The organism is Treponema lecithinolyticum ATCC 700332, assembly GCA_000468055.1.
Lineage (GTDB): Bacteria > Spirochaetota > Spirochaetia > Treponematales > Treponemataceae > Treponema_C > Treponema_C lecithinolyticum.
This window is the reverse complement of sequence record KI260552.1, coordinates 58,659-74,181: the sequence shown is the minus strand read 5'-3', so window position 1 is coordinate 74,181 and position 15,523 is coordinate 58,659. Positions and strand designations below refer to the sequence as shown.

Sequence of the window (15,523 nt, the reverse complement as noted above, 5' to 3'; positions counted from 1 at the left end):
TCCTACCGAAAAACGGATAGCCGTTTAATTTTCGAATTTTACAGGAGCAATTATGTTTAAGAAAATTCTATGTACAAAAGTACAGCACATGCCGACAACGGAAGAGCTTGCCTTATACGGTATAAGGGAATTGAGTTTTGAAGAGCTTTTACAAATTAACGGCGGCCGTATGAGAAGCAAAAGCCGCTGTTCATCGAGTCCAAGCGGTTCAAGCAGCAGTTCAAGTTCCGCCGGTTCATCCTGCAGTTCTTACAGCGCACAAAGGCGGCAAAGAAGAAGCTATTCGAGCGGTTCTTTTGTATCTTCCGGAAACAAATACAATTCGACGTCCGGTCAGCCCAAAAAAGTTTCGTGGTTTGCCGGAGCTGTTTCGAAGAACAAAAACAAAAGCGTTGTATCGACAAATACAGTTTCCGGTTGCACGGTACAAAAAAGCGATGTATTAAGCAGCATTGCGCACAGGCGGTATCCGAGTGCTAAAGCACGAGAGCTTAGACAAAAAATAAAAGAAGCGGAGCAAGAAAAAAACGGAAGCACTTATGCGATGACGAAAAAAAACAGCGGCAGCATCTCCGGGAAAAAAAGAAATTTTGTAACAAAGGTACGTGACTTTTTTGACGATGTAATCGATAGTGTAAATATTGCCGCTACAGAACGGCAGAAGGGAACGATACAAGCTGTTGATAAGATATACGAAAAATCAGCAGGGGCTGCAAAACACTTATGGAAACAAGCAACAAAATGGCACTATGAAGACCGAGATGCAAAAAATAAAAACTTACCGTCTTATGATGAATTAAGTAGGGATAGAGAAGATTGGCGATTGGAAGATGAATGGAAGTCAAAATATCACCAAAACGGAATAGGAAGCCCGGAATTAAAATTTGTCAATACAGACGGTAGAGAGGCGGTATATACTAAAGATTTTTCATCGGACGGCTCGTATGAATTGTATACGGACAGTCAATATAAAGGAACCTATAATTATGCAACACCGTCTATTAATCCTTCTGCCCCTGACAGTATTACCGATTTTAAAGGGATGAGAAATTTTATAACCGGCGGAAGTAAATTCTTGGTAACGGGTACCGGACATTTTTTTTGCGATATGCTTCCCTATTACGCATTGGGAAACGAACGGTAAGCCGATGAATAAATATAAGTTTGTTATTTTGTTGGGAGCGCTTATGTCTTTTACTTCTTGTTTTTATACATTAGTAATCACTTATGAGAGCAAAGATTTAAAACTGTTTAAAAAAGACAATTATGAATTTGTTCAAAGACGCACATTTGATGACAATTTAGTGTTTGTATATTTTGTTAAACGCGGTGATTATGAAACCGAGTGGTATGTAGTAGGTATGGAATTTTATAATAAAACGGAAAAAGCACCCTCTATAAAAATTTCCGATTTTACGGTAAAAGATGAAAGCGGCAATATCGTTTTTACGGCGGAAGATATTGGTTCGGATAATGTTCGAGTATACAAAGCGGAAAAGATGACGGACAACGGTTATTACCGCTATTTTTTCGGATTTGACCGTACGATAAAAGCTGAAGATATAAAAGATCGATGCTATTATATCAATTGTACTCTAAACGGAACTGAGTTCAAAGATACGCTTATTCGTGTTGAAAAAAAATATGGGAGCACATTTGTATAACGGTAAGCCGATGAATAAGTATATTTTTTGGGTTTTATTGGGAGTGCTTATGTTTTTTAATTCTTGCAAAACTTATACTATAACCAGATATTACAGTAAAGATGAATTGGATTTTATATCGGGGAAAAAATATAAGTTTTCTAACGAACATTTGTTTAATGAAAATCTGGTGTTCGTATATTTTAACGATTGTTTTGAAGCTGAAGATAACTTTTATTCGGTTTGTACGGCTTTTTATAATAAAACGGGAAAAGCACCCTCTATAAAAATCTCGGATTTTACAGTAAAAGACGAAAATGGTAAAATTATTTTTACTGCAGAGGATGTCGATTCTGATAAAATCCAGCTATACAAAGCGGAAAAAATGACGGATAACGGTTATTATCAGTATTTTTTCGGATTTGACCGCCCGATAAAAACCGAAGATGTAAAAGATCGATGTTATTATGTCAGTTGTACTCTAAACGGAACGGAGTTTAAGGATACGCTTATTCGCGTTGAACAGAAACGCTTCGGTCCGTTTGTGTAAAAGTTTTGCAGACTAATGTTTTTTTTTCTAAATAAAAAAAGGATTTTCAAATTAATATTTGAAAATCCTTTTTTTGAGCCATGCCGGCTTCGAACCAGCGACCCACAGATTAAGAGTCTGTTGCTCTACCAGCTGAGCTAATGGCCCGTTGTATGCTGTTAGCGCGTCCGACACGGTTCGAACGTGCGACCTACGGATTCGAAGTCCGTTGCTCTATCCGGCTGAGCTACGAACGCATTAAGCGGATATCCGCTCGGGTGCCCGAAGGGATTTGAACCCTCGACAACCAGATCCACAATCTGGCGCTCTACCCCTGAACTACGGGCACCGAAACAGTACCGCACGGCAAAGCATACGCAAGCCTACGCGATACCGAAGCAGTATATCAAAACCGCGGTATTTTGGTCAAGTAACCGGCGTTCCCGGTTTTACGTCTTTTTCCGGTTTAAGCAATACGCATGTTGCTCCGTCTTCGCTTTCGCTGCACAACAGCATACCTTGTGATTCTATGACGCGCATTTTCCGCGGTTTAAGGTTTACCAAAACGATTATGCGCTTGCCGACTAATTCTTCTGCCGTGTAGTAATCGACTAAACTGGATACGATTTGTCTGTGTTGCGCTTCGCCGACATCAACCATGATTTTGTACAATTTTTCGGCGTTTTCAACTTTTTCGCACGAAACGATTGTTCCGGCGCGCATATCAAGTTTTGCAAAATCTTCGTATTCTATAGTGTTCATAGGTGCTCCCGTTTTATTCCCAGCCGAATGTTGCCGGGGGTTTACTCGAAATATCGTAATACAGTGCGTCTGTAAAAGAAAGTTTTGTTATTTTATCTGCCGCGCTAAAAAGCACTGCCGGATCGAGGCGGGCAAAGCGGGCGGTCATAACGTCTTCGGAAACAACCGGGCGCAAAACGATTGCGCAGTTTTTTTGCTGCACGGCATAGGGTAAGTTAATCGTCAAATGCTGAAAAATGCGGCCGTACCAGCCGGTTTTATGCAATTGTTCAAGCATAATCGCATCCGCTTCGCGTATTTGGTCGAGCCGCTCTTTGGTACAATATGCTTGGTGCAGCGTACACTGCGGTTTTTCGTACAGGGCAACTACGGTTCTGTTGATGTATTCGGCATTGTTTGTAATAAGCGAAGACGTTTTTTCCAAGCTGTCCCACGCTTCATTGGCGGAGGCGAAAAATGCTTTGATATCGTCCATATAGAGTACTGCCGGAAAGCGGTAGGTGCGAAAATCGCCTTGAACTCCAACCGATTTTATCGGCAAAACGCCGATTTTTTTTAATCCGGCAAATTCGGCGCATATTTTTCGTACTTCCGGCTCAAAGCGTTCGGCTTCGCACAAAGCTTGCTCGTATTCTTTTTGATCCGGTGTTTTTTTTGCCGTGCACAATACGTTTATGGAAAGTCCCGGTCCGGGAAACGGGTGGCGCATAATCAATTCGCCGCTTAAGCCCAATTTTGTGCCGAGTATGCGCACTTCATCTTTATATAAGTCTTTAAGCGGTTCGATAATCAAGCCTTTTTCTATAAGTTTTTGGATGCCGGCGACTCGGTTGTGGTGCGTTTTTATAACGTGCGCATTTTGACTGCCGCCCGATTCGATAATGTCCGGATACAGCGTTCCTTGTGCCAAAAGCCATTTGTCGTCCGTAAAGCCGCAGCGTTCGGCGATTTCGTCGCGCACGCGGATAAAGGTTTCACCTACGATGTGCCGTTTTTTTTGCGGGTCGGTTTCGCCGGCTATAGCTTGTAAAAAAGTGTGTGAAGCGTCTTCAACTATAAAATTGGTAAAGCCGAAAGCACGGTATCGTTCGGCGATAAGAGCGCTTTCGTTTTTGCGCATAAAGCCGTTGTCTATGTGCAACCCAGTAACTCGCTCTTTTCCGAGCGCTTGGTTTAAAAGCGCAAAAGTTACGGTGGAATCTACGCCGCCGGATAAAAACAGCAATACATTGCGCTCTTTTGCCTGTTCGCGGATTTGCTCTATAATTAATTTAAGCACGGTGTCTTGATTCCAGTTTTGTTTTATGCCGCAATAACGCGCAAAGTTTTCCAAAATTACGTTGCCGTGCTGTGTATCTTTTACTTCAACGTGAAACTGTAAACCGAAGTATTTGCGTTTTAAATCCTGCAGCGCGGCAAAACTGCAATCGCGGGTAAAGCCCGTGCGCTCAAAACCTTCCGGCAAACGGACGACGGCGTCTTGATGGCTCATCCACACTTGCAAAGGAAAGTTTATGCCTTTAAACAGCGGACTGTCGGGGCAGTTTTCGTTGTTAAGTTTTGCTATGCCGAATTCGTTTGTTTTTGCTTTTTCTACCGTGCCGCCGCAATGTTGCGAAAGTAATTGGTGACCGTAGCATAATCCCAAAACGGGAATACCTAAATCAAATACGGCAGGGTTAACTTGCGGGATGTTTTTTTCGTATACGGACGACGGCCCGCCGGATAAAATAATGCCTTTGCAGTTTTCAAAAACCGCAGTAGGCGACGAAGGCAGTGCAATATCAGAATAATAGCCCATAAGGCGTAGTCTTTTTGCTATTAGATGTGCATATTGACTGCCGAAATCCAAAACAGTAATTTTTTCGCGCATAATCTTACCTGTCCGAGCCGGTATTTGTTGAACTTGCCGCTATTGAAGCTCCGATAAAGTCTCTAAACAAAGGTTGTGCCCGGTTCGGGCGGGATTTAAATTCCGGATGAAACTGTACGGCAAGCATCCACGGGTGACCGGTTGCTTTGTCCAATTCCACGATTTCGACCAAGTTGCGCTCGGTGTTTATACCCGTTATGTTTAATCCGTTTTGTTCAAAAGCGCTGCGGAATTCATTGTTGAATTCGTAGCGGTGTCGGTGACGTTCCCATACTTCCGTTTCGCCGTATGCTTTTTGTGCTAAAGAATTGTGCGTCAAATCACAACGGTATTTACCTAAACGCAGCGTACCGCCGAGCACCGCGCCGTTTTGGTCGGGCATAAGAGAAATAATGGGATACGGCGTTTTTTCGTCAATTTCGGTTGAATTTGCTCCTTTAAGACCGAGTACATTGCGCGCGTATTCTATAACGCATATTTGCATACCCAAACAAATACCGAAATAGGGGACTTTGTTTTCACGCGCATACTGTGCTGCGCAAATCATACCTTCAATGCCGCGGCAACCGAACCCGCCGGGAACGATAATGCCTGCACTGTTTTTAAGACGCTCGCGTGCACTTTTGCCGTCGCCGATTGTTTGCGCGTCTACCCAATCTATTTCCACTGCTGCATTGTGATAAATTCCTGCATGAATGAGTGCTTCCACTACCGATAAATACGCATCGTGCAATTCAATGTATTTACCGACTAAAGCGATTTTTACCGTTTTTTCCGGATGGTGCAAACGGTCTACCATTTTTTCCCAATCTTCCAAACGGCTCGGCTTGCTTTCTATGTGCAAAGCGCGGCATACGGCATTTCCCAAACCTTCTTTTTCCATCATCAGCGGAACTTCGTAAATGGATTTGGCGTTTAGGTTTTGTATAATAGCGTCGGTGGTTACATTGCAAAATAAAGCAAGTTTTTCTTTTGTGGCAAAGTCTATGGGCATTTCGCTTCTGAGCATAACAACGTCGGGTTGAATTCCCAAACCCTGCAAACTTTTTACACTGTGTTGCGTAGGTTTTGTTTTAAGCTCTTGCGCTTTTTTTATGTAAGGCATAAGTGTTAAATGAATGTATGCACAGTTTTCAAAGCCTACTTCGTATTTTATTTGACGGATTGCTTCTATAAACGGAAGTGATTCTATATCGCCGACCGTGCCGCCCACTTCGGTAATAATAACGTCCGGAGCTGTTTTACTGTCTTGTGCGGCAAGCATCATGCGCCGCCTGATTTCGTCGGTAACGTTGGGAATAACTTGTACCGTTTTACCGTGATAACCGCCTTCGCGTTCGGTGTTCAGTACGGAAAGATACACTTTGCCGGCCGTGGTGCTACTGGTTTTGGACAAGCTTACATCGGTAAAGCGTTCGTAGTGCCCCAAGTCTAAATCGGTTTCCGCTCCGTCGTCGGTAACGAATACTTCACCGTGTTCGTAGGGGTTAAGTGTTCCCGGATCTATGTTTAAGTACGGATCGAATTTTTGATTTACTACCCGCAAACCGCGGCTTTTTAAAATAAGCCCGATTGAAGCTGCTGCAATTCCTTTGCCTAAACCCGAAACGACACCGCCGGTAATAAAAATATACTTGGTCATAGATTCTCCGAAGAAAGCTGTGTTTTTTGGAGTATAGCACAAAAAGCGAGGGCACTGCAACTAAAGTTTTGATGCCTACTATCTCATCTTCCTCTTTGCGATTTCCAGTAACTTTTCTTTTGTGTTGCATGCAGGGTCATCCAAAACGGTTTGGAGCAATTCTTGCAGTAAAAGCCCGAGCGTTTTTCCTGCTGGAATTCCTGCCCGTATAAGGTCGGAACCGCTTACTGCCAAATCTTTTAAGCCGATAGCGTTATGGCTGTTCAATTCCTTTTGTATGCGCTCGCGGAATTCGAGAAGGTTGGCACTCCACTGTCCGGTATGCAAAAGCGCTGCAGAGTTTGTCATGCCGCTTACATCGGCAATGCGCACATCGAACAAGTCATTAATCGTTTGTTCAAGCGTTCCCAAGCCCGCAGGTGGGCTAACGCGCGCCATAAAGCGTCGCACGGCGGCATCGGTCCACGAGCTTTCGTAGTGAAACATGTGCTGACTTACCAAATGGCTTACATAGCGTACGGTTTTTGCAGGAAAACGCAAGCGCTCCAAAACGGCAGTACAAATGCGCGCGCTTTCTTTTTCGTGCGAATAAAAGGTAATACGTTTTACGCCGTCGTGCACTTGTTCGGCGCGCACACGCGGCTTTCCTATGTCGTGAAAAAGGGCTGCAAGGCGGATTACGAGTATGCGGTCGGCAAAACTGTCGGATGTGCCCGTGCTGTTTTTGCCGCCGTTTTTTTGTTCGCCGTCATCTTTGCCCGCACTGCTTTCGCCGCCGGGTTTGTCTGTAGTTTTGGCGCTTTCGATACAGCTTCGGCACTGTGCGTAATCGCACGCATAAAACAAATGATCGAGTACGTCGAAGCGGTGAAAGCCTCTGCCGTCATCTTGTGTAACATGGCGGCATGCGCACAATTCCGGTATAAAAAGATTGAGCACTTCCGTTTGTTCGAGCAGTTTAAGACCGTACGAAGGTTTTTCGCCGGTAATGATTTTTATAAACTCGTCGCGCAAGCGTTCAATACTCACACACTTGATGTTATCGAGCGATAGGGGAATCGCAGCCAAGGTGTCGCTTTCTATCGTAAAGTGCAGGGTAGAGGCAAAACGGATTGCCCGAACCGGACGCAACCCGTCTTCTGCAAAGCGGTCGCGGGCTTTGCCGACCGTACGGATAATTTTTGCTTTAATGTCTTTTTTGCCGCCGAACGGGTCGCACAGCGCTCCGCTTGAAAGATTTAGCGCAAGCGCGTTCATCGTAAAATCGCGGCGCGAAAGATCCTGTTCAATCGAAGCTTCATAGCTGACTTCATCCGGTCGTCTGCCGTCGCTATAGCCGTGTTCGCTTCTGAACGTGGTAACTTCAATATGGTGAGACATAAAGATTACGGTGAGCGTTCCGTGTTCTATGCCGGTGGGAATAACTCGGCGAAAAAGAGCTTGCACTTGCTCCGGGCAGGCGTTCGTTGCGACGTCCCAATCGGACGCACTTTTGCCCCTGAGCATATCGCGCACGGCTCCGCCGACGAGGTAGGCTTCAAATCCTGCGCGCTCAAAAAAAGCGTTCATTTTTTTTAACACGGGCGGTACGGATACGGTTTTTACCATAGAGCATCAGTATACCGTATTGCGTTTTTTTGTAAAGGACATCTTGAAAACGCGATTCTAACGATTTTTTTACAGACAACGGTTTTACCGTCATTTCTTTGTATTCATATTGAAATAATTAAATAAAAAGCTGTATAATTTCTAATATGAAAGATTATACGATTACAACTGAAAGTGCGGTCGGTCAGCGTTTGGACAAAATTGCCGAATCCGAACATGCTTCGTATTTGATATTTCAAGATACGAAGATCAATCTTGTAGCGCAAATTACGATAGGACGCGCTTCGGATAACAGTATCGTTATCGACAACAAATTGGCAAGCCGTCATCATGCCGTCATTCAAAAAATAAAAGACAACTATTTTCTTAAAGATGTCGGCAGTACAAACGGTACTTTTTTAAACGGAAAAAAAATTCCTGCCGACAAGTACGTAAAGCTGGCTAAAAACGATAAAATCACTATCGGAAACGACAGCGTTATTTTATCTTAGGCGGCGCTTTAGTGTATGTAAATTCGCTCCCTTCCAAAAGGGTACTTTCCGATTTGGTGGAACAAACGCTTGCCGTTTTGGATACCGAACCGGAAATGCTCCGTCCCGCCGATGCTTCAGGTATGCCCGGCGGTTTGCTGTATTTGAAAAGCTTTGCTCCGGACGTGCCTGCGGTTTTAGTACCCGATTTACACGGGCGTACCGGTTTTTTTGACGAAATCCTATCCTTTGTGCTGCCTGAGGACTTTTACGGCAAAACGCCGGGTAAACGCTTAACGGTTGCGCAAGCACTCGACTTAAAAAAACTGTACCTTGTGTGTTTGGGTGACGGTTTTCATACGGAAGTGGTTTCGCGCGAGCGTTGGAAACAAGCTTACGAACAGTGGAAAGCCGGAAATATACGAAGCGCTGCTATGCTCGGCGAAATGAGCGACAGTTTGGGGTTAATGCAGCGCGTTATGAATTGTAAATGCCGATGGCCCCGCTATTTTCATTTTTTAAAAGGCAATCATGAAAACATATTAAACGAAAGCGCGCACGGAAACCTTGCATTCGGAAAATACACGTATGAAGGCGAATTGGTCCGTTCGTTTATGCTCGATGTGTACGGTGAGTCTTTGCTTAACCGCTATGCTCACTTTGAGCACCGTTTGCCGCTTTTTGTGTGGGCTGCCAATTTTCTTGCAAGCCACGCACAGCCTTTGTGTATGTTTTCAAAAGATGACGTTATCAACGGTCTAAAAGATGAAGCGGTTGTGCTTGGCTTAACGTGGACCGATAACGATGAAGCGCAAAAAGATTCGGTTGCCCTTATGCTTAAATCTTTTTTACCCGATAGACCGGACGCTTTGTATTTCGGAGGGCACCGTTTTATATCGGGTACCTACCGGCTTAAAGCAAACGGAAAATACGTACAGCTTCATAATCCGGACAAACACTGTATTACTTTAATTAGAACTTACCGTCCTTTTAATCCCGATACGGATATATACGATACTTCGGCATCTGCCGGAACAAATCTTTTACAGGAGTAAAAAATGCCCGTAAATCCCGATAGAATAGGTAAATACAAGATTGAAAGCGTTGTTGCCAGGGGCGGTATGGGCTTGGTGTACTTAGCCGTGCATCCTACGCTCAAGCGTAAAGTTATTATTAAAAAACTGCGCATACGCGGCAACACTGCTGTTCTTGAACGCTTTAAACGCGAAGCGCAAATTTTACTTGATTTACAGCACGTCAATATAGTGCACATGTTCGATTATTTTACCGAAGGTCCGTTCCATTACATCGTACTGGAATATATTGACGGTATGGCGTTGGATAAATTGATTGCAAAACGAAAGCGTTTAAGCTGGCAGCTTGCTTTTTTAATTGTGCGCGATGCATGTAAAGCGCTGTCGTATGCGCATAAAAAAACGATTGTGCACCGCGATATAAAACCGGGTAACATCCTTATGTCCAAACGGGGAGCTATAAAACTTGCGGATTTCGGTATCGCTTTTTCGGAGCGGACGGGGGAAAGCGGCGAAGGTACGGACGAAAGCAAAACCGTCGTTTCAAACGCTGCTACGGTTTCCGATAAAACGCTATACGCTGCAAGTTCCGAAGAAGATGTGTATGCCGGTACTGAACTTGATGAGCGCACGGTAACTTTAGGTACTCCCGCATATATGCCGCCCGAACAATTTACTGACAGCAACAGCGTAGATTCCCGTGCCGATATTTATGCAATGGGCGTTATGCTGTACGAAATGATAACCGGGGTAAAACCGTTCGGAAACAGCATGAACTCGGATACTCTTTTGCGCATAAAAACCGGACGCTGTATAGCTCCTGAAAAGTTGGAAAAAAAATTACCGTTCGGTGTTGCCCGTATTATCCGTAAAATGATGGCTGCAAAAGTGTCGCGCCGTTACCGTTCCGCTGCAGCGGTTTTAAAAGCGTTAAACGCAAAACTAAAGCGTTACGATCAGCGCGAATTGCGCGTATCCATGGTAAAGCTTATGCTTTTTCCCCAATACAGCGAACCGGCTTTGTATGAATCAAAATATAAAAAACACTATAAACGCATGGCTATTAGCGCTGCCGTCTGCGCCGCGCTTTTACTTATCGGCGTGTGTTGGCACAAAGGCTATATTCACCGCACGCTTTTGCGTCCGTGGTACACTCCGCTTGAATTAACCTTGAAGATTCCCGCATCGGCTTCGGTAAACCCCGATTTACCTGTCGGCGCTTTTTTCTTTTACAACGACAACGACCTTATTCCGGAAGTACCGTACAGCCGCCGGTTTTTTTATAAAAAACACGAAACTTCATCGTCCAATTTATATACCATAAAACCTCTGTCTTTGCGTCCCGGTAAATACCGCATAAAAATAGCCGCCGGTCCGTACGTGTGGTGGCGTTCGGTAAACATAACGCGTAAAAAAGCTGAAATATACGTTGACTTTTCTTCAAAAACGGGAAGACCCTTGAGTATTCGAACCGAAGCGCGCGATTTAAAAACCGGAGCAAATATAAGCGCTTCAACCGAATTTTTTGTATGGTCTGCCGGCTCGTGGATACCGATTCAAGATATTAATAAAAACGGATTAACCGGAGCAAAGGTCTGGAAAATTAAAGCGCAAAAAACCGGCTATAAAAGCGAAATATTTTCTTTGCGCATCGAATGGTATCAAGAAGATTTGTTTATTTCGGCACTGCTGCAGCCGGAATAAAAATTACGCGTGTAAGCGAAAACAGCTAAAACCTAAGCAAGTCTGAGCGAAATTAAAAGTGCTGCTGCAAGACGGTCCAAAAGCTGTTTGGGTAAAAACGCTTTTTTAATATCCCGGTCGGCTATCAGCGGTATGATTTGTACGGTTAATCCGTCTACATTGTATTGCGCATAGCCGATCCTCTGTCCCGTAGCAACCGGCGCGTACACAAAGGGATTTGTTTTAAGAATGCGTTCCACTCGCTTGCCGGAAGCGGGTACAGTCATTACCGCAGGAAATGCTTCTTTTGCATACAACGCATTTTTTGTTCCTTTGAGCGCGGCAATCGGCAATGCAAATTCGCTGCTGCAGTGTCCGCTATTATTGCTTTTGCCGTCTTTATCGTTGCTGCTGCGGCTGCTTTTATACGCATCAAAAGTTTTAAAATTGGAAAACACATAGTCGCTAAGATTTTGTGCATCTTTTAAGCGGTAACTGTTACCTTGCGCCGTTCCCTGTCCCGGCCCGCCGAGCATAACCGCAAATATTGCTGTATTATCGCGCTCGGCGGTAAGGGTAAGATTATAGCCTGATTCGGGAATGTAGCCGGTTTTAAGACCGTTTACTCCTTTAACCGCACCGAGCGCGGGGTTGGTGTTTTTTTGTACTATCGTCGGATTCGCTTCTTTTGATAAGCCGATTATATTGTGCTCTTTGGGATAAGCGAATTCTTTTACCGAATGAAAGTTCGGTATGCTTTCAGGATAGCGTTCGAGGTATGTGCGCACAAAAGAAGCAAACTCGCGCGCCGTTGTCGTATTTTGTTCGCTGTAACCGGATGCGTCTACAAAAACGGTGTGTTTAAGCCCCAGTTTTTTTACTTCATCGTTCATGCGCTGAACAAAAGCTTTTTGCGAACCGCATATATAATCGGCAAGGGCTATTGCCGCATCGTTTCCCGACGACACTGCAAGACCTAAAAGTAACTCGCGTACGCTTACCGTTTGTCCTTGGTTTAAAAACATCAGCGAAGAGGATGGCGGTGCGTTTACCGCCCAGCTTTCTTTTGGCAAGGGGACAGTGTCGTCAAGCGAAATGGTTCCCGCCGCCGCTTCTTCAAAGGCAATGTACATAGCGACCAGTTTTGTCATAGACGCGGGGGGGATGCTTTGATCGGCGTTTTTTTCGTATAAAATACTTCCCGTATGCATATCCGCGGCGAGCACGGATAACGCATATACGGACAGCGTTGTATCTTCGTCTATTCCGGCTTCTTTTTTATCCCAAAATAATTTACTCAGCGGCGCGCGGGGGAACTGTTTGTCTACCGTTGTACGGTACATAGTTTCTTCTTGCGCCGATAAAGCGGAAACTTGAGGATGGGCGAGGGTATGTACGTACCATCCGAAAACGAATGCACAAAGTATATAAAAAGCGGAAGATAAAAAAATGCTGCCGTTAAGGATACGTTTGATTTTAGTTGACACCGCTGTACTCCTATCTAAAAGTGCTTGTATTACAAATGTGCATGTGCGTTGCGCATATACATATCGGCAAGGCACAAAGCGCTCATAGCTTCTACAACGGGAACAATGCGCGCGCACAAACACACATCGTGCCGCCCTTTTATTTGAATGTCGGTATTTTCAAATACAGACGCTGCACGGATACGCACCGTTTTTTGCACTATGCGCGCACTCGGCACCGGTTTTACCGCCGCTCTAAAAACAATCGGCTCTCCGTTTGATATACCGCCTAAAATACCGCCTGATCGGTTTGTTTTAAAACGTACTGTTGTGCCGTCGTCCGTAAAAAGTTCGTCATTGTATTCGCTTGCGCTCAAATTTGCACATAAAAAGCCCAAACCGAATTCGATGCCTTTTACACCGCCTATCGACAGTACCGCTTTTGCCAATTCCGCATCCAATTTCTCGAATACCGGTTCTCCCCATCCTGCAGGAACGCCCGTTATAATGCATTCGACAATACCGCCGCAGCTTTCTCCTTTTTTGCCGAGCTTTTCTATGCGCTCCATCATAAGACGGCTGCTTTGAGCGTCGGCGGCTTTCATCGGATTTGCCTCTATTATAGCTTTGTCGGGTATGGATTTAACGTTGCAGTGTATGCCGGCAGCGCTTTTTGTATATGCGGTAATAGTAACGCCGATTTTTTCCAAAAGCATTTGCGCTACCGCTCCTGCCGCTACGCGCGCTGCGCTTTCTCTTCCCGAAGCTCTGCCGCCTCCGCGCCAATCGCGTATGCCGTATTTTGCTTGCCACGTGTAATCGGCGTGCGAAGGTCTAAATACGTTTTTAAGCATTTTGTAATCGTCGCTGTTTGCGTCGGTATTTTTTATAGTGAGGGTAATGGGTGCACCGGTAGTAACGCCGTCATAAACGCCGCTGATTACTTGTAGCCGATCCGGCTCTTTTCGCGTACTTGTTGCAGGGTTTTCGCTGCCAGGTTTTCGTTTATCGAGGGCGTTTTGAATTTTTTTTATATCAAAAATAAGTCCTGCGGGGCAGCCGTCTATAACTGCTCCGACGGCTTCACCGTGGCTTTCGCCGAATGTGGTAACACGGAATATGCTGCCGAAAGTATTGCCCGACATATACAGCACTGTAGCATATTTTATATGCTTTGTATATGTTTTTGCGCGGTTTTATTGGGCTTACAGCTTTGTGCTTTCAAGCGCTTTTTGCACAACTTTGTAAGCACCGTTGTAAATACCCTGTTTGTTGTTTTTTATTATGTGCGTGCAATACAAATCCAGTAAATCGGTATCGCTTGTTAATACGCGCAATGTGCGGTATAAATCGGAAGAAGCTTCGGTTTCTATAGTACCATCGCCGCATTCGGAACTGCGTATAGCGCCCCATGCTTCGTGCCGTCCCACGCGGTGAATAAACAATTTGGGCACCGGATAAAACGAAAGCTCGCTTGGTTTGGTAATCATCACATCGCATACGCGCATAAGCAAATTAGTGGCGTAAACTGCCGCATAAAAATCGTCGTGTAAAAATACGTGCACGCCGTGTACATCGTGTTCGCGTATATCGTCTATAAAAGCGCGCGTTTTTTGCCAATCGTCATGCATAGTCCATAAAATACCGGCAGCTTTAAACTCTTTTTGTAAATCCGCCCATCGTCCTTTGTGATCGCCCATATTGATAAGCAAAGCGGCTTTTTTTTGTTCAACGGCGCTTTTTTGTGCTTTAGCGATACCTGCAAATTTTGCCACTTGTGCGCCGGCTCCGCCCATGGTAAGCAAAAAACGGCGAGCTTTTCCGTCTTTCATCCGTTTACGGCGCAATTCGCAATCGTATTCGATATTTGAAACGATTTCGTGGTCGACAAAGTGCCCCGCTTCAAAAATATCGTTTTGCGGCATACAGTGTTTTATAGCCGTTTCGCCTGCCATATCAAAAAGAGTGCGGTAGCCCATAAAAGAAGAGGGCGATTGCACCGCGTGAACGCTTCCTTCTACAATATGGAATGCAAGCGGGTAGTTGTCGGGCACTACCGTAATAATATGCTGCAAACCTGCGCCGACCGCTCCGTGTCCTACCCACGGATGTGTGGATAAAAACGGCATTGATGGAGGAATATCACGGAAAAGTGCGGCGTACATATCGGCCATAACGCCGTTTTGAAGCGAAGAGGAAAGGTGTTGACCTGCGGTAGAAGTCAATTTTTCCCACACGGTATTGTTGAACAATGCAGATTTTTGTGAAACGCGTGAGGCAAGGTTATACCAGTATTCAAGGCTGCGTATTGTTTTTCCCGCCGCGCTGTCGGGAAAAGAAAGCATATCAAACCAATAGGGAATACAGCCTGCATGGTGTGCGGCAGAGGCAAGAGCGATTGCAATTCTGCAGTGCCCGAATCCCATACGCATAGTACCGAGCACTATGCCTTTTTTTGTATCAAAAGAAGCTTCGTTTGCAGCCCAAGCGCCAGATGCACCGCAAACGGAACCTGATGGCGCCGCACCGAAAGTGTCAGCTGTCTTATCACAAACGTCAAGCACTTTTTTTTGCGTTATGCTCATAAGATTAAAATCGTCTTTTCCTAGAGCATGAGGAACGCAGGTTAAAGCAGGATAATCATGGGCTTTAAAACCGTATTTGCGCTTATAATAGCGGCACAGCAAGGTGCCTAAACGCAATTCTTTTTTAGGAATTTCGTTGCCGTATACCGTAAGTTTCATAGTGTAACTACCGTATTATAGTTGATGTTACGCGAGTGCACAATAAGCCGTGTTGCCTTACGTAAGATT

At 44.9% G+C, this 15,523-nt stretch carries 13 protein-coding genes and 3 tRNA genes; 6 read left to right on the top strand and 10 right to left on the bottom strand.

Features of this window, described 5'->3' with window-relative positions; genetic code table 11:
- The first annotated feature begins 52 nt into the window (after positions 1–52).
- From HMPREF9193_RS00365 to HMPREF9193_RS00355, 3 genes are read left to right on the top strand one after another with little or no spacing between them, the layout of a single operon-like run.
- Complete coding sequence (locus HMPREF9193_RS00365; protein ID WP_021686043.1) at positions 53–1,144, top strand: hypothetical protein; 1,092 nt, start codon at positions 53–55, stop codon at positions 1,142–1,144.
- A 4-nt stretch (positions 1,145–1,148) separates the two neighbouring features.
- Positions 1,149–1,664, top strand: coding sequence for a hypothetical protein (locus tag HMPREF9193_RS00360; RefSeq protein WP_021686042.1), 516 nt, complete (start codon positions 1,149–1,151; stop codon positions 1,662–1,664).
- 10 nt (positions 1,665–1,674) lie between these two features.
- Complete coding sequence (locus tag HMPREF9193_RS00355; protein WP_156882428.1) at positions 1,675–2,193, top strand: hypothetical protein; 519 nt, start codon at positions 1,675–1,677, stop codon at positions 2,191–2,193.
- Between the two features lie 74 nt (positions 2,194–2,267).
- Here HMPREF9193_RS00355 and HMPREF9193_RS00350 read toward each other — a convergent pair.
- The 7 genes from HMPREF9193_RS00350 to HMPREF9193_RS00320 form a co-directional block, all read right to left on the bottom strand.
- Positions 2,268–2,340 (bottom strand) — tRNA-Lys (locus HMPREF9193_RS00350).
- Positions 2,341–2,355: 15 nt separating this feature from the next.
- Positions 2,356–2,429 (bottom strand) — tRNA-Arg (locus HMPREF9193_RS00345).
- 20 nt (positions 2,430–2,449) lie between these two features.
- A tRNA-His gene (locus tag HMPREF9193_RS00340) sits at positions 2,450–2,521 on the bottom strand.
- 77 nt (positions 2,522–2,598) lie between these two features.
- Positions 2,599–2,934, bottom strand: a complete 336-nt coding sequence (gene metG, locus HMPREF9193_RS00335; RefSeq protein ID WP_021686040.1) for a methionine--tRNA ligase subunit beta — start codon at positions 2,932–2,934, stop codon at positions 2,599–2,601.
- Positions 2,935–2,947: 13 nt separating this feature from the next.
- Entirely contained in the window at positions 2,948–4,807 is a 1,860-nt protein-coding gene (gene guaA / locus HMPREF9193_RS00330; RefSeq protein ID WP_021686039.1) for a glutamine-hydrolyzing GMP synthase, read from the bottom strand.
- Positions 4,808–4,811: 4 nt separating this feature from the next.
- On the bottom strand, positions 4,812–6,449 hold the full coding sequence (pyrG, locus tag HMPREF9193_RS00325; RefSeq protein ID WP_021686038.1) for a CTP synthase: 1,638 nt from the start codon (positions 6,447–6,449) through the stop codon (positions 4,812–4,814).
- Between the two features lie 78 nt (positions 6,450–6,527).
- The gene (locus HMPREF9193_RS00320) at positions 6,528–8,057 is read right to left on the bottom strand and encodes a CCA tRNA nucleotidyltransferase (protein WP_021686037.1); all 1,530 of its coding nucleotides are present in this window, start codon (positions 8,055–8,057) and stop codon (positions 6,528–6,530) included.
- Positions 8,058–8,203: 146 nt separating this feature from the next.
- On the opposite strand from HMPREF9193_RS00320, the gene HMPREF9193_RS00315 reads away from it, so the two are divergent.
- The 3 genes from HMPREF9193_RS00315 to HMPREF9193_RS00305 are packed head-to-tail and all read left to right on the top strand — an operon-like array spanning position 8,204 to position 11,265.
- Positions 8,204–8,548 carry an FHA domain-containing protein gene (locus HMPREF9193_RS00315; protein WP_021686036.1) on the top strand — a complete coding sequence of 115 codons (345 nt, stop codon included), beginning with the start codon at positions 8,204–8,206 and terminating at the stop codon, positions 8,546–8,548.
- An 11-nt stretch (positions 8,549–8,559) separates the two neighbouring features.
- Positions 8,560–9,582: a hypothetical protein gene (locus tag HMPREF9193_RS00310; protein ID WP_051305953.1), complete on the top strand. Its 1,023-nt coding sequence runs from the start codon at positions 8,560–8,562 to the stop codon at positions 9,580–9,582.
- 3 nt (positions 9,583–9,585) lie between these two features.
- Positions 9,586–11,265 (top strand): serine/threonine protein kinase, encoded by a 1,680-nt coding sequence (locus tag HMPREF9193_RS00305; protein WP_021686034.1) that lies wholly within the window; start codon positions 9,586–9,588, stop codon positions 11,263–11,265.
- A gap of 32 nt (positions 11,266–11,297) precedes the next feature.
- Here the strand turns inward: HMPREF9193_RS00305 and HMPREF9193_RS10625 are convergent, their stop codons facing one another.
- From HMPREF9193_RS10625 to HMPREF9193_RS00290, 3 genes are read right to left on the bottom strand one after another with little or no spacing between them, the layout of a single operon-like run.
- Entirely contained in the window at positions 11,298–12,731 is a 1,434-nt protein-coding gene (locus HMPREF9193_RS10625; RefSeq protein WP_051305952.1) for a D-alanyl-D-alanine carboxypeptidase family protein, read from the bottom strand.
- A 29-nt stretch (positions 12,732–12,760) separates the two neighbouring features.
- A complete protein-coding gene (aroC, locus tag HMPREF9193_RS00295) occupies positions 12,761–13,855 on the bottom strand; it encodes a chorismate synthase (protein ID WP_021686032.1) in 1,095 nt (364 codons plus the stop codon).
- Between the two features lie 60 nt (positions 13,856–13,915).
- The gene (locus HMPREF9193_RS00290; RefSeq protein WP_021686031.1) at positions 13,916–15,454 is read right to left on the bottom strand and encodes a DUF6938 domain-containing protein; all 1,539 of its coding nucleotides are present in this window, start codon (positions 15,452–15,454) and stop codon (positions 13,916–13,918) included.
- Positions 15,455–15,523 lie beyond the last annotated feature (69 nt).